Below are 19,485 nucleotides of genomic sequence, written 5' to 3'. Positions count from 1 at the left end.
GGCGAGCGAGGGGAGTTCCGCGCATGGTTCATCGTTCGGCGCGTGTACCGGCCGCTGTTCTCACCGGTGCCCTGATCGCCTTCGGCCCGGTCGCGGCGGCGGATGTCACCATGGCGCCGGCGGCCGCGGAGGTGCTCACCGTCGACCGGTCGCTACACCTGACCGGCGCTCCCAATGCCCGTGATCTCGGCGGCTACCGCACCGTGGACGGGCGCACCGTACGCACCGGTATCGCGTTCCGCACCGATCAGCTCACAAACCTCACGCCCACGGATCTCACGGAACTGACCCGGCGCGGAGTCCGTACCGTCGACGATCTGCGCACGGTCTACGAGCGCGCGCTCGGCCCGGACCGGATCCCCGCCGGTGCCCGCGCCCACTGGTACGACATGATCGGTGCCGCCCCGCTGCCGGAACTCGTGTCGACCCTCGCCGGTGGCAGCGACCTGTACCGGGCGTTCATCACCGCCCCGGGCGCGAACCAGGCGGTGGCCGGGGTGTTGCGCGATATCGCGGCGTCGGGGCGGGGTCCCGACGCCGGCGCGGTGCTCTTCCACTGCACCGCCGGCAAGGACCGGACCGGCTGGACCGCCGCGGTACTGCTCACGCTGCTCGGGGTGGATCGGACCACGGTCACCGAGGACTATCTGCTGTCCAACCACTACCGCGGCGCTGCGGCCGGCGACCCGGTGGGCGGGGTCCAGCGGGAATGGCTCGACGCCGCCTTCGATCAGGTCGCGGTGAGCTACGGCGGTTTCGACCGCTATGTGAGCGAGGGCCTGGGGCTGAGCTCCGCGGAGGTCGACGCGCTGAAACAGCGCATGCTGGACTGAGACCGCGCCGGCGGGCCACCGGTCCGGCCGACGCTCAGAACTCGAGTCGCAGTACGTAGTCCCGGTGCACCTGACGCCCGACGGTGAAGGTGCGGGTACCCACCTGCTCGAAGCCGTACTTGGCGTAGAAGCGTTGCGCCCGCAGGTTCTCCTGGTTCACGGCGAGCCAGACGCCGGCGTAATCGGCCCCGCGGGCCTGCTCCAGGGCCGCGTGCATGAGCGCGCTCGACACTCCGGTGCCGTGATGGCCCGGCAGCACATACATCTTGCTGATCTCGAGCACTGGATCCAGCGCGACCGCCGCCGCCACCGCGGAATCGGAGGGCGGCCCACTGTGCAGGATGGCGTATCCGACGATCTCGTCGTCCGCGACCGCTTTGAGGACCGTGCGCGCCGGATCGGACAGATACTCCCCGAACCGTTCACCGGAGAGCACCTCCGCCAGAAATACCTCGATATCTTCCATATCCGAACCCGGCGGGCAGGCCAGCGGGAACGTCGCGGCGGCGACATCGCTGAGCGCCTCGGCGTCCCACAGTCCGGCCCGGTCCACGGTGACAGTGGTCATATCCCCATGAGACCACAGCGGTACGGCCTCCGGTGTTGCGCTGGTCCGGACGGTACGGGCCCGCTCTGCGGACAGCTGGTCCGAGGTTCCGGTGGACTCGTGCGACCTGCGGCGATAGGCGTAATAGAGCCTCCGGCTTTGCCTCCGGACACATCCGACGTAATCTCTCGCCCATGAGGAGCGGGAACCGCATCGCGATCGTCGGTGCGGGTATCGCGGGTCTGGTCTGCGCGAAGGTCCTGAGTGAGGATGGGTTCGCGGTCGAGGTTTTCGACCGAGCCCCCGATATCGGCGGCGTGTGGAGCGAGACTCGCCGTTACCCGGGCTTACGCGCGCAGAGCAGCAAGTACACCTACCACTTCTCCGACCATCCGATGCCCGCCGACTACCCGCGGGTGCTCGACGGAGCCCGGATGCAGGAGTACCTGGCGAGCTACGTGCGTGCCTTCGGGCTGACCGATCGCCTCCGGCTGCGCACCGAAGTGGTGGCGGCCGACCCGGTCGACGGCGGCTGGCTGCTCGAGATACGCGATCTCGACGGTGTGCACCGCACCTCCTGCGATCACCTCGTCATCGCCAACGGTGTGTTCAGCGAACCGGAGCTCCCCGATTTCGCGGGAATGACCGAATTCGGGCGTGCCGGAGGCCAATTGGGGCACAGCACCCAGTTCCTGGATGTGGACGCGGTCCGCGACCGTTCGGTCGTGGTGGTCGGTTACGGCGCGGCAGCCTGCGACCTGGCCACCGAGATCAGCCGGGTGGCCGCCGAGACCACGGTGGTGGCGCGTCGGCTGCTGTGGAAGATGCCGCGCCGGCCGGCCCCCGGGCTGGACGCCGAACGGGTGCTGCTCACCCGCACCGGTACCGCCCATTTCCGGCATCCCGAGCCCGGCCGGTTCGAGCGCCTGCTGCACGGCCCGGGCCGTTCCTTCCGGGAGAGCAACCTCGATCTCATCGAAGCGCTGGTGGCCCAGCGGTCCCGGGCCGCGGAGCTCGGGCTGGTGCCGCCGGTGCGGTTCGACCGGGCCCACGAGGCCGCGTTCGGCCTGGTCGCCGATGATTTCGCCGATCAGGTCGCGGCCGGCCGGATCACCGTGTGCGGCGGGACGGAGGTCGCCGCGCTGGGTGGCGGCCAGGGCGGCCCGTATGCCGAATTGTCCGACGGCCGGTTGATCCGTGCGGATATCGTTGTCTGCGCCACCGGTTTCCAGCAGCGGGTCCCGTTCCTGACCCCGTACGTGCAGCGCCAGCTCACCGACGACAACGGTAATTTCCGGCTGTACCGGCAGATCCTGCCGTTGCAGGTACCGCATCTGACCTTCGCCGGTTACAACTCCTCGTTGCTGAGTGCGGTGGGTGCGGAGGTCGGCGCGCACTGGACCTCGGCCCTGCTCACCCGGACTCTGTCCCTGCCGCCCGCGGAGACGATGAGCGAGCGGATCGAGGCCCGCTTGCGTTGGATGCACGAGTACACCGGCGGTCACCACGCGCACGGTACCTCGGTGACGCCTTACGCCCTGCGCGATATCGATGAACTGCTCGCCGATCTCGGGGTGAAGTTGCCTCTCGCGGCCCGTGCCGCGCAATGGGTGCGTCCGGCCCGGCCCGGTGACTACAAGGTGGTGTCGCGCCGGAAACGGGGGTCCGTGGGCCGGCCTCTCGGCGCGGACGCCTACGGTGCGCCCTCGTCGCAGCCGCAGCCGCCCTTGTCGCCACCGCAGCCGGCGTCCCCGCCGACCGGTGCGACCGAACCGATTCACACCGGTGCCGCGCGCCCCGACTCGTCCGGCGGGCGACCGGTGGCCTCCGAATCGCCGACCGTGAAACTGCCGGAGTCGGCTCTCCCGGGCGCCGACGAGCGGACGAAGATCATTGCGATGCCTGCCGCGCACCCGGCCGGACCGGAACCGCACACCGCGCCCGGAGCACCTCCGCAACCGGTGGAGCAGTCCCGGCCCGCGCCCGCGGCGGTGCACACCCGGTGGCCGGTGAACGCCCCACAGCCGCCGGACACGCCGCATCCGGAGAACGCGGCGCCGTCCGCCGACACACAACCCACGGAGCCGCCTCCCGCCGCGCAGCAGTCGGCGGTGGACGTCGCCCGGGACGCGGCCCGGCGGGCGGCGGCCGAAAAGCGGGCGGCCGGTATCGCCGCACGATCCAATAGCCCCACGGTCCGGCTCGATATGCGGGCGGCCCAAGCGGCTGCGGCCGCGGCGGCCGCCGAGAACTCCGCGCCGCCGTCACCCGATCCGCAGACACCCGGCGAGGCCCCGGCGGGCGCGGCATCCGCGTCCACCGCCGAGCCCGGCACCCGGGAGGCGACGGAACCGGGTACAGCCACCACGGCACCGGACGGCGCCGAACCGGTGGAGACCGATCCGGTACCGGCGAACGGAAGCACGGGCACGGAGTCGGCCGCCGCCACCGACCGGACACCGGCTGCCGGCGCCGGCGGCACGGCGCCCGCGGCAACGGCGGGTTCGGCACCGGCTCCCGGAACGACCGACCCGGTAGCGGCCGAGACCGCCGAGCGGGCACCGGCCACCGGTTCGGTGTCTGCCGCCGGACCGGAGACACCGGAACGGGCAATCGGCGATTCGGAATCGGCGGCCTCCGAACCCGAGACACAGGCCACCGGCGCGTCCTCGCGAACCTGACCCGGCCGTGCCGGATCTGGATCTGAACCTGCTGGTGGCCCTGCACGCCCTGCTCGAGACCAACAGTGTCACGCAGGCCGCCGAACGGCTCAACACCTCGCCACCGGCGATGAGCCGCACCCTGGCGCGATTGCGCCGGGTCTACAACGACCCGCTGCTGGTCCGGGCCGGGCGCCAACTTGTGCCGACTCCCCGCGCGCTCGAGTTGCGGTTCGAGGTCGGTGCGCTGGTCGAACAAGGACGGGCGCTGCTGGCGAAACCCGATACCGTCGACCCGGCCGCCCTGGTCCGCGGGTTCGCGGTGCACGTGGACGACGCGGTGCTGCCCGAACTCGCCGCCCGGCTGCTCACCGAGGTCCGGGCCCGAGCGCCGGGCGTGACCCTGCGATTCGTGCCCGGCGAAGCGGCCGGTTCGGCGAGCGCGCTGCGTGACGGCCGGATCGACGCACAGGTCGGGGTGATCGCGCAGGCCGATCCGCAGACCCGGGTGGAACGGGTACGCGGGGACCGGTTGATCGGTGTCGCCGCCCCCGGGCATCCGCTGGTCACCGAACGGGTGACCGTGGCCGCCTACGCCGCCGCGGCCCATATCAGCGTCTCGGCGCGCGGAATCGCCCGCGGCCCCATCGACGACCGGCTCGCCCTGCACGGCCGCACCCGCCGCGTCGTGGCCACTGTCCCCGATCTGACAACGGCGTTGCTCGCCGTGCGTTCCGGTGTCGCGGTGTGCCCGGCCCCCGCGGTCGTGGCGGCCACCGCCCTGCCGGCACTGGGTCTGTGCGCGTTCGAGATTCCGCTGCCGTTGCCGGAGGTGACGATTTCGCTGGCCTGGCATCCGCGCAACACCCCCGCCCCCGCGCACGCGTGGCTGCGCACCCTGGTGCGTTCGGTGCTGACAGCCCCCGATCCGGTGACCGGGACACCGCCGGGGGTGAGGGTCGCGTGGGTCCCATCTGGGTAACTGCTGGGCAGAAACCTGGCGTCGACCGGCCTTTGTGGCGCACCCTGGAATACGTCGGTGTGGTGTCGGGCCGACATGGTGGGACGGGTTAGATGGGTGGTCGCATGCAGACGAAGCGGCGGACTGATATTCGGTGCGGGCGCCGGACGATGTTGTCCGACCTGGGTATATCCGACGGTCCGGTGAGCACGGATACGGCGCCGCAGACCACCTCCGGCTATGGTTGCGGCTGTGCGCACTGTGTGGAGGCGCAGTGGGATGCGCAGCGACTCAAGTTCTGGCTGGCGAGCCGGTTGCTCGCGTTCGGGGCGGACGAGGCGGTGGTGGACCGGCGCTGCGGTCCGGTCACCGTCGATGTCTGGTGGCGGCGCGGCACCGAGCAGGGTGCGATCGAGGTGCGCACCGGCCCACTGACCCAGGAACTCGCGCAACAACATACGGACCGGCTGCGGGCGTTGGGTTGTGCGAATGTGCTGTGGTTGTGCGCGCCCGGTTTCTGGGTGTCCCAGTTGCCCGCCCTCGGTATCGCCGATCTCGCACCCGCCTCGTGTGAGTACCGTGCAGTGAGCGGCATGCTGGAATCCGGTCCCACCGGTCTGGTCGTGCCGGCCGCGCGGCCCTACGAATTGCGGGAGTTCCTGCGGGAGTGGGTGGCCGGCGAGGTCGCGTGGGGTTACCGCGATCATATGAGGAAAGGATGGGCGGCCGTGACCGACTGGGAGAAGCACACCAGGGCCCAGGCACTGCTGCTCGAACAGCAGCGCCAGGAACTGATGTCGCAGCGCACCGCGCTGGCCGTGGCCCGGCAGGCGGTGCGGGAGAAGAAGCGGCAGCTCGCCAGGACCGTCGCCCGGATGGAGCGGACGGCGCAGCGCGCCCGGGAGCAGGCCGAGGCGGTGGCGGCGGTGGATCGCCGGATCGCCGACGAGCGGCGGGTGCACCGTGCGCTGGAGGACACCATCCGGCGCCTGCACAAAACCATCGACAACTGGCAGCTCATCACGGTTTTCGTCATGCTGTTGCTGGCGACCTTCATCGCGGCGACCATGCTGGTCAAGCCCTGACGGCAACTGCCCGGCCCGAACTCGTACCCGGCGGGCGGATCTCAGCGCGGGGGAGCCGCGGAGTCCGGCGCGGGCGGTCGTCTGTCCAGCGCGGCGCACGCCGCGTCGAGTGCGGCCACGCGCAGTTCCTCCGCCGGTGCGTCGGCGAGTAGAACCAGACAGTCGCCGAGTCCGCCCAGTGCGACGATGGCGCGGGCCCGATCGCCGAGTTCGGCCTCGGGCCCCACCAACAGAGTCGTGAGCCGACGGCGCCATTCGACGATACGTTCGAGGAAGCCGAGCGCGGCCAGCGGCGCGATATCGCGGAGCAGCAGCGCGGTAACCGCGCGATGCCGGTAGGAGACATCGAAATAGCGCCCGAGTATTTCCCGAGCGTCCACCGGGCCGTTGCCGGCGCGGTCTTCGTCCGCGGTGATCGTGGCCTCGACATCGTCGAACAACGGCTGTACCAGGCTGCGCAGCAGCTCCTCGCGTGAGGAGAAGTGGTAGTAGAGCGCGGGTTTGGTGAGTCCGAGTTTTTCGGCGATCTGGCGCAGGCTCGTCTCCTGGATACCGCGCGCGGTGAAGAGTTCGAGCGCCGCGGCGTGAATGCGCTCACGGGTTTCGCTGGATCTGATTCTCGGCACTTCCTCACCCTAGCGTGTTGACCGCCCGGTAAGTAAGCTGACTTACCTACCGATAAGTAAACAATCTAGGGATTACTATGGACATCCTGATTTCCGGGGCGAGCGTGGCCGGGCCCGTCCTCGCCTACTGGCTCGATCGGTTCGGATTCACGCCGGTGATCGTCGAGCGCACCCCCTTCCCACGGCTGGGCCTGGGTGGTCACGCGGTAGATCTCTTCGCCCCGGCGACGGCAGTGATAGGCCATATGGACCTGCTCGGGCCGCTGCGCGAGGCGAGTACCGAATCGACCGCGCTCCGACTCGAACGGCCGGGTAAACGGCCCATCGCGGTGGATCTGCGCGATATCTCGGACGCTTTCGCCGACGGGCGCCATCTCGAGATCATGCGCGGGGAACTGGCGGCGATCCTGCACGAGGCGACCGGTAGCCGCGTCGACTACCGCTTCGGCAATTCGATCGCCGAACTCACCGACCACGGTGACGGAGTGGTGGTGACGTTCGACAGTGGTGACTCGGCCCGATTCGACCTCGTCATCGGTGCCGACGGTATGCATTCCAGAGTCCGGGAGCTGGTTTTCGGGCCGGAGGAGCGCTGGCGCCGACATCTCGGTGCCTACTTCGCGGTGGGCACTCTCCCGAACTATCGGGAGCTCGACGGGCTGACGCTGCTGTACAGCGCTGTGAACCGGATCGCCGCGATGTATCCGGTCCGGCAAACCGGACTGGCACGGGCGGTATTCCTGTTCCGGCGCGGCGAAGAACCGGGGCACGACCTTCGCGATATCGGTGCCCAGCGCCGGCTGCTGCGCGCGGAGTACCGCGACGAGGGCTGGGATATACCGCTGCTGCTCGACGAGATGGACCGCGCCGAGGATTTCTATCTCGATTCTGTCAGCCGGATCCAGCTGGACACCTGGTCGCGGGGCCGGGTGGCGCTGGTGGGCGACGCCGGGTACGCACCCGGACCGGCAGTCGGGGGTGGCACCTCGCTCGCCGTTGTCGGTGCCTACCTCCTCGCCCGGGCGCTGGCCGAAGCCGACGGCGATCATACGGTGGCCTTCCCCACCTACCGGGCGCAGGTCGACGCGTACGCCCGGCGCTGTAGCGAGGTCGCGCCCGCAGTGTTGCGGCGGGGTATTCCACGCTCCCGGGGCCGGTTACTCGTCAGCGAGACGGCGATGCGCCTGCTCCCGCATGTCCCGCCCCGGCTCCGGGCCCGGCTGATGTCCGGCAGCGCGAGCAGTACGCTCTCGTCGTTCACTGTGCCCGATCCCGTTGGGTAGACCGGCCGGGCGCGACCCGGCGGTTTCCGCGCCGCTGCACCGAACGCGGTCCCGCCGCGGCGCGGCCGGAAGTTCCGTCCGCTACCCGGCAGTGAGCCGGAACGGTCCTCGCTCCCAACGCCATTCGTTGCGGACCACCAGCGCGATGAGGTCCAGGATGTCGAATCCGGTATCGGCCCGCACCTGCCGGAGCGCGGGTAGCCGGACAGGGCCTTCGGTGAGCAGTTCGGTGAGCCGGTGTTCGACGCCCGCGGGCACCCGGTGGGACACCAGTTCGGGTTCACCGAGGTGGCTGCCCGTCCAGAGCAACCAGCCCCAGCCGTTCTCGTGTGCCCGGGCGCGGGCCGCGGCGGACTTCGCCCGGTTCACATGGAAACCGATATGCCCCAGGGGTTGTTCGTCGATCAGTACCAGGCGTGCGTCGGTGAGTTCGGCGACGACGGTCGGGAAATGCAGCTGCTCCGTACCGTCGATGCGGTATCCCACGGCGTCGGGATACTCCTGGAAGTTGCGGATCCGGTCGTCCGCGTCGAGCAGGCGGAGGAGCCGGGCCTCGAGCCCGGAGTCGAAACCTATATCACGTCCGGGTTTGGATAGATAGAACCGGCCACGACCGTCGTCGTCCACATCGAACGTCCGGGCCGGACCGGTGGGCAGCGGTGCGGGCGAACCGGTTCCGGTGGGCCAGTCGATCCGGTCGAGCCAGGGGGCCGGTGGTCCGGCGGGTTCGCCGTCGGTGCGCAACCGGGAGAGCAGGTGGTTGGTCTTCTTGCGCCAACCCACGATGCGCTGGGTGACAAAACCCGCGACCCGTTTCGCGTCGGCCGCGGTATGCCCCGCCAGCCGCAATTTCAGGTACGACAGATCGTTCACCGCGATATCGGTATCGGTGGCGTAGGTTTCGGCCAGCAGCGCGCGAGTGAGCGTCGAATCCCGGGTGCCCACGGGGTAGCGACGGGCATACTCGGGCACCGGCAGCCGCCCGGAGCGCGCGGTGTGCCGGAGCAGTTCGCCGACCGCCTTGGTGTGCAGTTGGCGGGCCCGGTCCCGCGCGAAATCCAGTCGCGCGCCGATACGGGTGAGCGTTTCGGGACGGTCCCCGGTGATACCGAGCCGCAGTCGCAGGATCGTCGCGGCGCGTTCCCGGTCGACCGCGTACTCGTCCACCAGTTCGGCCAGGGCGTGGCCGCATTCCTCGAGCGCGAAGGACAGATGCGCACGGAGATCGTCCGGGAACGATTCCCCGGTGTCCGTGGCGTCCGGCAGCACCTCGCGGGCTGGTTCCGTCTGCACACACACCCCCTGTCGGGACCCGGTGGGCCGGCCGGCCCGAGTTCGTGCGAGACAGCTTAACCGCGTCCACCGACAATCCCGGTGGACGCGTACCGGCTGTCCGCGGTCGTCCTGTGCTCTAATGAAGTTTGCCGAATAATCGCCCTGAGCAGTATCAGCCCCTCGGCCGATCTTCGCGAAGCCCGCTCCGCCGGATGAGCCCGCCACGACCCGCCGCCGCAATCCCCGGTTCCACGGATTCGGCGCGCCGATCCCATGATGTGGAGGATTTCGTGCTGCACACCGATATCCCGACCCGCGGTGAGATCGAAGCACTCGCCGCTCTCACCGACGACTGGTGCGTGTCGATCTACACCCCCACCGACTCGGACGCCGCGGATCCGGACCGCAACCGGATCGCGTTCTGGGACCAGGTCCGGCAGGCACTCGACCAGGTCACCGATCCGGCGGCGCGAACAGCCCTCGAGGAGGAGTTCGACGGCCACATCGACGACGCCGAGTTCTGGCGCTACCAGTCGCGCACCCTGGTCGCTTTCGCCACCCCGACGCGGATCCGCACCTTCCGGGTACCCAACGAGTTGAACGCCTCCGTCACAGTGGGCGAGAGTTTCTACCTCAAACGCCTGCTCCGCGCCGTGACCTTCCCGCAGTCGGCGTTCGTCCTGGCGCTGGCCGAAGGCAGCGTCCGGTTGGTGGAGGTCAGCGCCGACAAACCGGCGTACACGGTGCGGATACCCGGCTTGCCGGCCAATGCGGCCGCGTACGCCGGCAAATCGAGCCTGGGCGATCGGGCCCCGAAGCGTCGCATCCAGGGCGAAGAGGGCCGCAAGATGCGGGTCCGCCAGTACGCCCGCGCCATCGATACCGAACTGCGTGATTTCCTGTCCGGCCGCAATGTGCCGCTCATCCTGGCGGCCGCCGAACCGACCGACTCCCTGTTCCGGTCGGTGAACAGCTACGACGGTCTGCTCGCCGAGAGCATCTCCGGCAACCCCGAGCACGCCTCCGACCAGGAGCTCGCCGATCGTTCGCGGGCGGTGCTGGACCGCCACTACGCCGCGCAACTGTCCGAACTGATCGAGCTACTGGACCGTCGGCGCAGCGAGGGCCGGGCCGCCACCGATATCTCCGATCTCGCCCGAGCGGCCACCGCGGGCGCCGTCGACACCTTGCTCGTCGATATCGACGCCTCGGCGCCCGGCGCCGTATCCGCCGACGGCGCGGTCACATTCGCCGAACCGGAGCCGGTCGACACGCCTGGCATCCTGGATGAGATAAGCCGCCGCGTCCTGCTCACCGGTGGCCGGGTCCTGGCCGTGCGCGCCGAGGACCTGCCCGATGGGACACAGATCGCGGGCATACTCCGCTACGCGGCGTAGTGGCGCCGGAAAGCAGTAGAGGCACCTTCCGACTCGCTCGGAAAGTGCCTCTCAACCGATATGACTGGTGCGCGATACTGGGATTGAACCAGTGACCTCTTCCGTGTCAGGGAAGCGCTCTCCCGCTGAGCTAATCGCGCGAGGTGGAGACGGGAATCGAACCCGTGTGCACGGCTTTGCAGGCCGTTGCCTCACCACTCGGCCACTCCACCGCGCAAAGGAGGAAGGCATTCTATGCGCCTGGCCCTACCTCTCGAGCGGATGACGGGATTCGAACCCGCGACCCTCACCTTGGCAAGGTGATGCGCTACCAGCTGCGCTACATCCGCATTCTGCCTCCCCGGTGGCCGTTTCCGTCCTCCGTGGTGCGAGACAGAACATTAGCCGACGTTCGGCGAAACCTACAAATCGCCTGGTAGATGCCGGTAAATCACAACCTTGTCATTTTCCACAGGTATCGGTGCGGCTCACGCCGGGCGAGTGGCCGGGGCCGGCCGACTCTGGCGGCAACAGGCGGCGTGTAGGGCACCGGTCGACCGAGGTGCGGGAATGATAACCGGGTGATTTGGTGGCGAACGGGTGGTGCGTGTTAAAGTTCGTACTCGTTCGGAGGGCATCGAAAGATCTCCCCGAGCAGTTCATCCCGGTCTCATAGCTCAGCGGGAGAGCGTCCGCCTCACACGCGGAAGGTCGCTGGTTCGATCCCAGCTGGGACCACAAGATCCCCCTGTCATATCAACTGGTCAGGGGGTTTTCTGTGTTCGGGGCCGGCCTAGTCGAAGGCCTGGGATCGACCGTCGGATACCGCCGAGCTCCGGCCCCGAATCGCACGTACGTTGCGCGCTGATTCGCCACGGTCGGCCCTGCTCGGTGGTGGTATGCGCATAGGCGGGGCCGGTTACTCCGCCGGGGTCGCATTGGTGGCGCCGGAGCGCGGAATACCGCACGGCCCAGGCGACGTTCATACCCGAACTATGTGCCGGCCGTGATAGGACCAGGGCCATGGAAGGTGTGTGTGGGTCCGCTTCGGGCGGCCGTGCTCTGGTTCTCGGTGGGGGCGGTATAGCGGGGAGTGCGTGGATGACGGGTCTGTTGCTCGGCCTCGAGCGGATGGGTCTGCACCTTCGCCGGGCCGACTTGGTGGTCGGCACATCGGCCGGCTCGGTGGTGGGAGCGCAGCTCGCAGGCGGTACCTCTTTGTCGGATCTTTGTGATTCGCAGCGCGCGGGCGCGAGTGGAGGGCCGGTGGTCAGGCTCGGCGCAGGGGCGGTCACGCGTATCGCGGCATCGAAGTTGACGCTCGACAAAGCGGCGGGGCTTCGCCGGCTCGGCCGGCAGGTGGCACGGCGGTCGAACCCGGACCTGGCCGTGGGGCGGCGCGCTGTGCTGGCCGGGAGATTACCGGAGCATGCCTGGCCGGACGCTGACCTGAAGGTGACCGCGGTGAATATCAATACCGGTCGGCTCGAAGTGTTCGACCGGGACGGTTCTGTCGAATTGGTCGACGCGGTCACCGCCAGTTGCGCTGTCCCTTTCGTATGGCCGCCGGTACACCTGGGCTCGCACCGGTACATGGATGGCGGTATGTGGTCGGGAGTCAATGCGCATCTCGCGGCAGGTCGTGACCGCGTGATCGTGATAGCGCCGATTCCATTCGGTGCGCGCCGCGAGATGCGCGGGTTCGGCTCCCATACCGAGAAGTTGTTGATCACGCCCGACCGGGCCTCGAGATCCACCTGGGGCGTGAATCCGCTGGATCCGGCAACCGCGCCTGCCGCCACGGACGCAGGTATCGCGCAAGCGCCCCGAGTGGCCGATGTCGTGCGCGAGGCCTGGGAGGGGTAGCGATACCTGGATATGCGTATCTGAGCAGGTGTCCCACCCTGGGTGGGTGGTGCCCGGGCCGGTGTCGCCCCAGGTTCAGTGATAGCTTTCAGGTATGGGTTTCGGGGTGTGGCCGATGCCTCACGTGATCGCCCCGGCGCGGCGCGTTGTCGGTTCGGGGGCGCGCCGGGCCGAGCCGGTGCCGTACAAGGTGGCGTAACGATGACGGTTACGGTCTTGCTCGGGGGTGATGTGATGCTGGGCCGTGGCGTGGACCAGATCCTGCCGCATCCGGGATCCCCGGAACTGCGGGAGCCATGGGTCTGGGACGCCCGGCGCTACGTCGAATTGGCTGAACGGGCCCACGGGCCGGTGCCGCGGCCCTGCGGCTACGACTGGGTGTGGGGTGAGCTGCCGGGCCTGCTGGACGAACTCGCGCCCGAAGTGCGCCTGGTCAATCTGGAAACCGCGATCACCGCGGACGGCGACTTCGCTCCCGGTAAAGCCATCCACTATCGGATGCAGCCCGGCAATCTGCCGGCACTCACCGCGTTCGCCCCCGATGTCTGTGCGTTGAGCAACAACCATGCTCTCGATTTCGGTATCGGCGGATTGATGGACACACTCGACGTGCTGGCCGCCGCGGATATCCGGGCCGTGGGGGCGGGAGCCGACCTCGCGGCGGCGCAACAGCCCGCCGCGGTGCCGCTACCGGGCGGGCGCCGGATGCTGATCGCGTCCGTATCGACCCGGTCCAGCGGCGTTCCAGCGGATTGGGCCGCTGCCGCCGGCCGTCCCGGAGTCCGGCGCATCGACCATCCCTCGGTGCGCCACGCCGACGAGATCGCGGCGCACCTGGCGGCCCACCGGCGTGCCGGTGAACCGACGGTCGTATCGGTCCATTGGGGATCGAACTGGGGGTACGGGACCGGACTGAGCGAGCGGCAGTTCGCGCACCGCCTCATCGACGCCGGTATCGATATCGTGCACGGCCACTCCGCACACCACCCTCGACCTGTCGAGATCTACCGGGGCAAACCCATCCTGTACGGATGCGGGGATGTGATCGACGACTACGAGGGTATCGGCGGCCACGAGTCCTACCGGCCCGAACTGCGATTGCTGTATCTCGCCACCGTCGACCTTTCCGGTCCGGCCGTGCTGCGAATGCTGCCCCTGCGTATCCGTCGTCTCCGGCTCGAGCGCCCAGGGCGATCGGATACGCAATGGTTACGAACTCGGCTCGCCGATATCAGTTACCGTTTCGGCACCCGGGTCGAGCTCGGGACCGATGATCTGCTGACTGCCGAGCCTGCAGTGTGACGCTCGAGTCATGTTATGCGGCAATATCTTTCGGGTACTATCGGCCGCAGGTCGGTGGTCCACGCGCGGGCGGGAATCGTCCCTGACCGTCCGGCGGCCCCGGGCAATCGTGGCCTTGGCGGCGAGCCGTCGGAAGTGGCTTCGGGCCGGTCGACGAGCCTACCGGATAGCGTATCGACCCTCGTGAGCTGGTCGCCGGGCCATTATTCGGGGCGGTCGCCGAGTCGTCCGGCCGGGATCAGCTCTGGGGGGCGGTGGATGCGCAGCGGGGGGAGGTCGCCCGCGTAGCGTTCGATCTGGACCAGGCAGCTGTTGACCGCCGGTCCCTGGGCCAGCGAACCGGTGCCGATGTCGTGGGTGACGGTATTCGGGTTGCCGTGTACGTCCAGTGCTTCCGGGTCGTCGGGATCCAAGGGGTCGTACCAGGCGCCGGTGGCCATGTGCACGACGCCGGGACGGACCATGTCGGTGAGCCGGAGGCCCGCGAGAAGGGTGCCGCGGTCGTTGAAGACGCGGACGATATCGCCGTCACGCAGGTCGCGGGCGGCGGCGTCGGCGGGGTGCATGCGCAGCGGTTCGCGGTCGTGGATCTTGGATTCCCGGCTGGTGGCGCCGTAGTCGAGCTGGCTGTGCAGGCGGGTCGCGGGCTGGTGGGAGAGCAGATGCAGCGGGAAGCGTTGCGCGCGGGGGCTGCCGAGCCATTCCCGGGCCGGAAACCAGGCGGGGTGACCGGGGCAATCGGGGTAGCCGAAGTCCGCGACGGTGCGGGAGAAGATCTCGATCCGGCCCGACGGTGTACCGAGCGGATGGCGGTCCGGGTCCTCCCGAAAACGTTCGAGGACGTGTCGGCTTTCGGGAAGCCGGGGGCGCAGGTCGATCGGCGCACCGGACCGGAACTCGCGGTAATCAGGGAGGGAGATGCCGGCGGCGGCCGCGTTGTCGACGGTGGTCTGCCACAGGTGTTCCACCCACCGCCGCGCGGTGCGTCCCTCGGTGAACCGGTGACCGAAGCCCAGCCGGTCGGCGAGGGCGGCGAAGATCGCGTAATCGTCGCGTGCCTCCCCGTAGGGCGGCAGGGCCGCGCGCATGGGGGAGAGCCAGTGATCGACCCGCGAGGCGGCGAAATCCTCGCGTTCCTGGGCGGCCGTGCCGGGCAGCACGATATCGGCCAGCCGGGCGGTGGACGTCCAGCCGATCTCGTTGACGATGACCGTCCGCGGTCGGGTCCAGGCGCGGCGCAGCCGGTTGAGGTCCTGATGATGGTGGAACGGGTTGCCGCCGGCCCAGTAGACGAGGTCGATATGCGGATAGGTGAGGACGCGGCCGTTGTAGTCGACGGTCTCGCCGGGACGTTCCAGCATGTCGGTGAGGCGCGCCACCGGGATCACGTCGGCGACCGGGTTCGGTGGTTGGGGCAGGGCGGCGATCTCGAACGGCAGGTGCCGTCGCTGCATTCCGTTGGTCATTCCGCTGCCGGCGCCCATGAGAACGCCGCCGCCGGGCAGGCCGATATGGCCGAGGGCGGCGGCCAGTGCCCACGCGGCCCAGTAGGTCTGCTCTCCGTGTTCCGCGCGTTGCAGCGCGTAGGGCAGCCCGATCACGCAGCGTTCCCGGGCGAGTAGCCGGGCCAGCTCCCGGATCTCGGCGGCGGGTACCTCCGACAGCGATGCCGCCCATTCCGGGGTTTTCGGTTCGCCGTCCGCGCGCCCGGTCACGTAGTCGGCGAAACGGTCGAAACCGACGGTGTAGCGCTGGAGGAAAGCCCGGTCGTGCAGATCCTCGGCCAGGAGGGTGTGCACCAGGGCCAGCATGATCGCCACATCGCTGCCGGGCCGGCACGGGACCCAGCGGGCGACCGGCACCGGCTCGAGGTCGTCGCGGACGGGACCGATATTGATCGTGTCGACGCCGGCCGCACGGAGGGCCGCGAGATGGTCGCGATAGCCGTGGGCACCGAAACTACCCGGGTTGACCTGGGCGTTCCGTGCCGCTGCCCCGCCGAAGAAGACGATGCGGGCGCAGTGCCGCACGATCTCCTCCGTGGTGGGGGACTGCCGGGCCGCGTAGTAGGCGTTCATCCCCAATACGTGCGGGATGGTGACCTCCGCGGCGGCGAACGAATAGGTGTCCACCGAGGCGGTGTAGCCGCCGAACATCCGCAGGAAGCGATGGATCTGCCCCTGGGTGTGGTGGAACCGGCCGGCGCTGGCCCAGCCGTAGGAGCCACCGTAGATCGCGCGATTACCCGAGCGCTCCCGGGTGGACCGCAGGGCGTCGGCGGTGATATCCAGGGCTTCGTCCCAGTCGACCTCCACGAACGGTTCGCGGCCGCGGCGCGTGGTGTCGCTGTGCTCGCGGTCCCGGTAGTAGCCGAGCCGGACGGCGGGCCGGGCGATCCGGTGGTCGGGGTCGTGGGTCGCGGCGAGCGAGCGGCCGATCGGCGAGGGGTCGGGGTCGGACCCGGCGGGGGTGACGCGGAGTTCGCCGTCGCCGGCGCGATCGATCAGGAAGTTGCCCCAGTGTGTCGCGGTCGGTAGCGGCTGCGTCATCGTGGTCCTTCGGGCGGTCGTACGGTGATCCGGGTCATCGATCACCGTACGACCGGGTCGCGGTGTGAAGCGGGGTGTGGGGTGGGCGGCGCCCGGATTCGGACGCCGGGCGGGCCGACCGCGGGGGACCTGTCGGCAGGTCACCCGGCGATTGCTATCTTGAACGTTGTTCAAGTCATGGTGTTGCGGAGGTATCCCGGTGAGCGGTGTCGATAACGAGCGGATGCCGCGGCCGGGTATCACCGCACGCGATATGGCGCAGATCGCGGTCTTCGCCGCGTTGATCGCGGCGCTGGGACTGCCGGGTGCCGTCACGGTCGGATTCAGTCCGGTGCCGATCACCGTGCAGACTCTCGGTGTCGTACTGGCCGGGGCGGTGCTGGGTCCGCGCAAGGGCACAGCCGCGGTGGCGGTCTTCATCGCGCTGACCGTCATCGGGTTACCGTTGCTGTCGGGCGGCCGCACCGGGCTCACCGCGCTGGCCGGCCCGAGTGCCGGCTATCTGGTCGGTTGGATCCCGGCAGCACTGTTCATCGGGTTGCTCACCGCCCGGATCGTGCCCAGGTACGCGGTCCTGCCGGCGCTGTTGATCAACGCGATCGGCGGGATGGTGGTCATCTACTTCTTCGGAACCCTCGGACTGCTGCTGCGCACCGATATGGCGCTGTGGCCGGCCATCGCCTCCAACGGTGTGTTCCTGGCGGGCGATGCGCTGAAGGTGGTCGTCGCGACGATGGTGGCCAAAGGGGTGCACCGCGCCTACCCCGGGTTGATTCGTGGCTAGCCGGGGGCCGACGGCGGGGCGGATCGACAAGGAGATCATTCCGGTCGATCCGCCGGTACTCGGCGGCGCCGGTGCCGCGTCCGCGCTCGATCTCGACGGGCGGCGGTACAGCTACGCCGAACTCGATCGCGCGGTCGACCGCTGGATCGACCGGCACGAACCGGGCCCGGGTGGATACGACGCGTCCGGCCTGCCGGTCGCCGACGCGCTGATCTGCGTCTGCGCGGCCGCGCGGCGCGGTGTCCCGGTCACCGTGGAGGACCCCGCTACGCGTCCGGACCGCACCGAATGGCCGGCCTCGGCGTTCCTGCTGGTCGCGACCTCGGGATCGACCGGACGGCCCCGGCCGCTGGCCCGCACCGCCGCCTCCTGGTACGACAGTTTTCCGTCCTTCACCGCGATCACCGAGGTCGCGACCGCCGACCGGGTCCTGCTCACCGGCCCGCTGCACGCGACAATGCATCTGTTCGGGGCCCTGCACGCGCTGTGGTGCGGGGCCTGCGTCACCGACGACCCACGACAGGCCACCGTCGTGCACGCCGTCCCGGCGGTACTGCGCGAGGTCGTGCGGGCCGCGCCCGAACTGCACACCGCCGTCGTCGCGGGTATCGCGGCCGACCCCGGCGCGCTCGCGGCGGCCCGTCACCTGCGGGTCGTCGAGTACTACGGCTCCTCCGAGGTATCGCTGGTCGCGGCCCGGCGGGTACCGGAACCGCTGCGGTTGTTCGACGAGGTGGACGCCGAGATCCGCGACGGATTGCTCTACGTGCGGTCGCCCTACACGGTGCTCGGTGCGCCCGAATGGTTCGGCGTCGGTGATCTGGCCGTACTCGGCGACGACCGGGAACTCACGGTCCGGGGACGGGGTGCGGCGGTGATCAATGTCGGCGGTACCACCGTCGTCGCCGAGGATGTGGAACGGGTGCTCGGCGGGATCGACGGGGTGGTGGCGGCCGCGGTGATCGGTTCGGCGCATGCGGTGTTCGGTGAAACCGTCACGGCGGCAGTGCAATTGAACGGGATCGCGATCGAGGAGGTACGGCGGCGGGCGCGCGGGCTGCTGAGCCGGGAAGCGCTGCCGCGGCGCTGGGTGCGGGTCGGGGAGCTTCCCACTACGACCGCGGGGAAGGTCGCCCGCGGCCGGTTGAAAGACTTGCTGGCGTGAGTGCTGTTCCTGTTCTGGTCGCCGCCCGGCGCACCCCGATCGGCACGGCCGGGCACGCGTTCGCCGGGCTGACCGTGACCGATCTGGCCGCCCCGGTCCTGCGGGCCGTCGCCGGGGAGTTGCGCGTGGCCGGGATGGACGACGAGATCGACGATGTGGTGCTGGGCAACTGTCTGGGCCCCGGCGGGAATCCGGCCCGGGTCGCGGCGCTGCGGGCCGGGCTGGGTACGCAGGTACCCGGCGTCACCGTGGACCGGCAGTGCGGCTCCGGGCTGGACGCGGTGATGCAGGCTGCGCTGCGGGTGCGCAGCGGCGGGGACGGGTTGATCCTCGCCGGTGGTGTCGAATCCGCGAGTACCGCGCCGTGGCGGTTCTGGCCGCCCGAGCCGGAGCGGGAACCGGTGCGCTATACCCGCGCGCCGTTCGCGCCCGAGGGTTTTCCCGACCCGGATATGGGTGTCGCCGCCGATGATCTCGCCCGGCACCGCGGTATCGGCCGGGAACGCCAGGACGCCTACGCCGCCCGCTCCCATGCGCGTGCCGCCGCCACCGATTTCGGCGCGGAGCTGGTACCGGTCGCGGGAGTGAGCCGGGACCAGCGCATCCGGCCGGGGATGACCGCGCAGCGACTGGGCCGGCTGCGGCCCAGCTTCGGCACCGACGGCACCGCGACCGCCGGCAACTCCTGCGGGATCTCCGACGGTGCCGCCGTGCTGGCCGTGACGAGCGAGACGCGCGCGGCCGGATTGCCCGCGCTGCGGGTCCTCGGTTCGGCGGTGAGCGGCTCGGATCCCGCCCTGCCCGGGCTGGGACCGGTGCCGGCGATCCGGAAGGTGCTGCGGCGGACCGGTCACTCGGTGGCCGAGCTCGGCATCGTGGAGATCACGGAGGCCTTCGCCTCGGTGGTGCTGGCCGTGGCCGACGAACTGGGTGTGGACGAGGCGGTTCTCTGCCCGGAGGGCGGCGCGATCGCCATGGGCCATCCCTGGGGCGCCTCGGGTGCGGTCCTGCTGGTGCGGCTGGCGAGCCAGATGTTACGGCCGGACGGGCCCGCCCTCGGGCTGGCGGCCTGTGCTATCGGCGGTGGTCAGGGGATCGCAGTACTCGTGGAGCGGATGTAATGAGCGAGATCGTCTTCGACGCGGTGAGTCACCGCTACGGTGAGCGCCGGGT

General features: G+C 69.8%; 15 protein-coding genes and 4 tRNA genes. 12 read left to right on the top strand and 7 right to left on the bottom strand.

Features of this window, described 5'->3' with window-relative positions; translation table 11 throughout:
- Positions 1-23 precede the first annotated feature (23 nt).
- Complete coding sequence (locus tag NGR01S_RS22845) at positions 24-833, top strand: tyrosine-protein phosphatase (RefSeq protein ID WP_063040143.1); 810 nt, start codon at positions 24-26, stop codon at positions 831-833.
- A 34-nt stretch (positions 834-867) separates the two neighbouring features.
- On the opposite strand, the gene NGR01S_RS22840 is transcribed toward NGR01S_RS22845, so the two are convergent.
- Positions 868-1,401: a GNAT family N-acetyltransferase gene (locus NGR01S_RS22840; protein WP_063040142.1), complete on the bottom strand. Its 534-nt coding sequence runs from the start codon at positions 1,399-1,401 to the stop codon at positions 868-870.
- 173 nt (positions 1,402-1,574) lie between these two features.
- On the opposite strand from NGR01S_RS22840, the gene NGR01S_RS32035 reads away from it, so the two are divergent.
- From NGR01S_RS32035 to NGR01S_RS22825, 3 genes are all read left to right on the top strand, one after another.
- The gene (locus NGR01S_RS32035) at positions 1,575-4,061 is read left to right on the top strand and encodes a flavin-containing monooxygenase (protein WP_218020816.1); all 2,487 of its coding nucleotides are present in this window, start codon (positions 1,575-1,577) and stop codon (positions 4,059-4,061) included.
- Positions 4,062-4,068: 7 nt separating this feature from the next.
- Positions 4,069-5,022 carry a LysR family transcriptional regulator gene (locus tag NGR01S_RS22830; RefSeq protein ID WP_174551737.1) on the top strand — a complete coding sequence of 318 codons (954 nt, stop codon included), beginning with the start codon at positions 4,069-4,071 and terminating at the stop codon, positions 5,020-5,022.
- A 182-nt stretch (positions 5,023-5,204) separates the two neighbouring features.
- Entirely contained in the window at positions 5,205-6,086 is an 882-nt protein-coding gene (locus NGR01S_RS22825; RefSeq protein WP_245664722.1) for a hypothetical protein, read from the top strand.
- A 41-nt stretch (positions 6,087-6,127) separates the two neighbouring features.
- On the opposite strand, the gene NGR01S_RS22820 is transcribed toward NGR01S_RS22825, so the two are convergent.
- The gene (locus tag NGR01S_RS22820; protein ID WP_063040140.1) at positions 6,128-6,712 is read right to left on the bottom strand and encodes a TetR/AcrR family transcriptional regulator; all 585 of its coding nucleotides are present in this window, start codon (positions 6,710-6,712) and stop codon (positions 6,128-6,130) included.
- 77 nt (positions 6,713-6,789) lie between these two features.
- Here NGR01S_RS22820 and NGR01S_RS22815 point away from each other — a divergent pair, with 77 nt between their 5' ends.
- Positions 6,790-7,995, top strand: coding sequence for an FAD-dependent monooxygenase (locus NGR01S_RS22815; protein ID WP_063040138.1), 1,206 nt, complete (start codon positions 6,790-6,792; stop codon positions 7,993-7,995).
- Positions 7,996-8,076: 81 nt separating this feature from the next.
- Here NGR01S_RS22815 and NGR01S_RS22810 read toward each other — a convergent pair whose 3' ends face one another.
- A complete protein-coding gene (locus NGR01S_RS22810) occupies positions 8,077-9,288 on the bottom strand; it encodes a sigma-70 family RNA polymerase sigma factor (RefSeq protein WP_245664721.1) in 1,212 nt (403 codons plus the stop codon).
- A gap of 194 nt (positions 9,289-9,482) precedes the next feature.
- Here NGR01S_RS22810 and NGR01S_RS22805 point away from each other — a divergent pair, with 194 nt between their 5' ends.
- Positions 9,483-10,667 carry a baeRF11 domain-containing protein gene (locus tag NGR01S_RS22805; RefSeq protein WP_245664720.1) on the top strand — a complete coding sequence of 395 codons (1,185 nt, stop codon included), beginning with the start codon at positions 9,483-9,485 and terminating at the stop codon, positions 10,665-10,667.
- A 65-nt stretch (positions 10,668-10,732) separates the two neighbouring features.
- On the opposite strand, the gene NGR01S_RS22800 is transcribed toward NGR01S_RS22805, so the two are convergent.
- The 3 genes from NGR01S_RS22800 to NGR01S_RS22790 form a co-directional block, all read right to left on the bottom strand.
- Positions 10,733-10,807 (bottom strand) — tRNA-Val (locus tag NGR01S_RS22800).
- Position 10,808: 1 nt separating this feature from the next.
- Positions 10,809-10,879 (bottom strand) — tRNA-Cys (locus tag NGR01S_RS22795).
- Between the two features lie 44 nt (positions 10,880-10,923).
- Positions 10,924-10,996, bottom strand: a tRNA-Gly gene (locus tag NGR01S_RS22790).
- 316 nt (positions 10,997-11,312) lie between these two features.
- Between NGR01S_RS22790 and NGR01S_RS22785 the strand changes: the two genes are divergently transcribed.
- The 3 genes from NGR01S_RS22785 (at position 11,313) to NGR01S_RS22775 (ending at position 13,814) form a co-directional block, all read left to right on the top strand.
- A tRNA-Val gene (locus NGR01S_RS22785) sits at positions 11,313-11,384 on the top strand.
- A gap of 285 nt (positions 11,385-11,669) precedes the next feature.
- Entirely contained in the window at positions 11,670-12,512 is an 843-nt protein-coding gene (locus NGR01S_RS22780; protein WP_084481607.1) for a patatin-like phospholipase family protein, read from the top strand.
- 201 nt (positions 12,513-12,713) lie between these two features.
- Entirely contained in the window at positions 12,714-13,814 is a 1,101-nt protein-coding gene (locus NGR01S_RS22775) for a CapA family protein (RefSeq protein ID WP_063040134.1), read from the top strand.
- A 203-nt stretch (positions 13,815-14,017) separates the two neighbouring features.
- Here the strand turns inward: NGR01S_RS22775 and NGR01S_RS22770 are convergent, their stop codons facing one another.
- Positions 14,018-16,363, bottom strand: a complete 2,346-nt coding sequence (locus NGR01S_RS22770; RefSeq protein ID WP_063040132.1) for a molybdopterin-dependent oxidoreductase — start codon at positions 16,361-16,363, stop codon at positions 14,018-14,020.
- A 223-nt stretch (positions 16,364-16,586) separates the two neighbouring features.
- Here NGR01S_RS22770 and NGR01S_RS22765 point away from each other — a divergent pair, with 223 nt between their 5' ends.
- From NGR01S_RS22765 to NGR01S_RS22755, 3 genes are read left to right on the top strand one after another with little or no spacing between them, the layout of a single operon-like run.
- On the top strand, positions 16,587-17,147 hold the full coding sequence (locus NGR01S_RS22765) for a biotin transporter BioY (protein ID WP_490885165.1): 561 nt from the start codon (positions 16,587-16,589) through the stop codon (positions 17,145-17,147).
- 37 nt (positions 17,148-17,184) lie between these two features.
- A complete protein-coding gene (locus NGR01S_RS22760) occupies positions 17,185-18,312 on the top strand; it encodes an AMP-binding protein (protein WP_063040301.1) in 1,128 nt (375 codons plus the stop codon).
- Positions 18,309-19,433, top strand: a complete 1,125-nt coding sequence (locus NGR01S_RS22755) for a thiolase family protein (protein WP_063040130.1) — start codon at positions 18,309-18,311, stop codon at positions 19,431-19,433. Before NGR01S_RS22760 ends, NGR01S_RS22755 begins: the two co-directional genes overlap by 4 nt.
- Positions 19,434-19,485: the final 52 nt, after the last annotated feature.

It is taken from the genome of Nocardia grenadensis NBRC 108939, from assembly GCF_001613445.1.
Classification (GTDB): domain Bacteria; phylum Actinomycetota; class Actinomycetes; order Mycobacteriales; family Mycobacteriaceae; genus Nocardia; species Nocardia grenadensis.
The sequence above is the reverse complement of the archived record's forward strand: the minus strand, read 5'-3'. Positions and strand labels throughout refer to the sequence as shown.

Excerpts from the sequence above, each read along its gene's own strand:
- NGR01S_RS32035 (WP_218020816.1), top strand. The coding sequence starts at position 1,575 with ATGAGGAGCGGGAACCGCATCGCGATCGTCGGTGCGGGTATCGCGGGT.
- NGR01S_RS22840 (WP_063040142.1), bottom strand. The coding sequence starts at position 1,401 with ATGACCACTGTCACCGTGGACCGGGCCGGACTGTGGGACGCCGAGGCG.
- NGR01S_RS22775 (WP_063040134.1), top strand. The coding sequence starts at position 12,714 with ATGACGGTTACGGTCTTGCTCGGGGGTGATGTGATGCTGGGCCGTGGC.
- NGR01S_RS22845 (WP_063040143.1), top strand. The coding sequence starts at position 24 with ATGGTTCATCGTTCGGCGCGTGTACCGGCCGCTGTTCTCACCGGTGCC.
- NGR01S_RS22780 (WP_084481607.1), top strand. The coding sequence starts at position 11,670 with ATGGAAGGTGTGTGTGGGTCCGCTTCGGGCGGCCGTGCTCTGGTTCTC.
- NGR01S_RS22770 (WP_063040132.1), bottom strand. The coding sequence starts at position 16,363 with ATGACGCAGCCGCTACCGACCGCGACACACTGGGGCAACTTCCTGATC.
- NGR01S_RS22805 (WP_245664720.1), top strand. The coding sequence starts at position 9,483 with ATGAGCCCGCCACGACCCGCCGCCGCAATCCCCGGTTCCACGGATTCG.
- NGR01S_RS22815 (WP_063040138.1), top strand. The coding sequence starts at position 6,790 with ATGGACATCCTGATTTCCGGGGCGAGCGTGGCCGGGCCCGTCCTCGCC.
- NGR01S_RS22765 (WP_490885165.1), top strand. The coding sequence starts at position 16,587 with ATGCCGCGGCCGGGTATCACCGCACGCGATATGGCGCAGATCGCGGTC.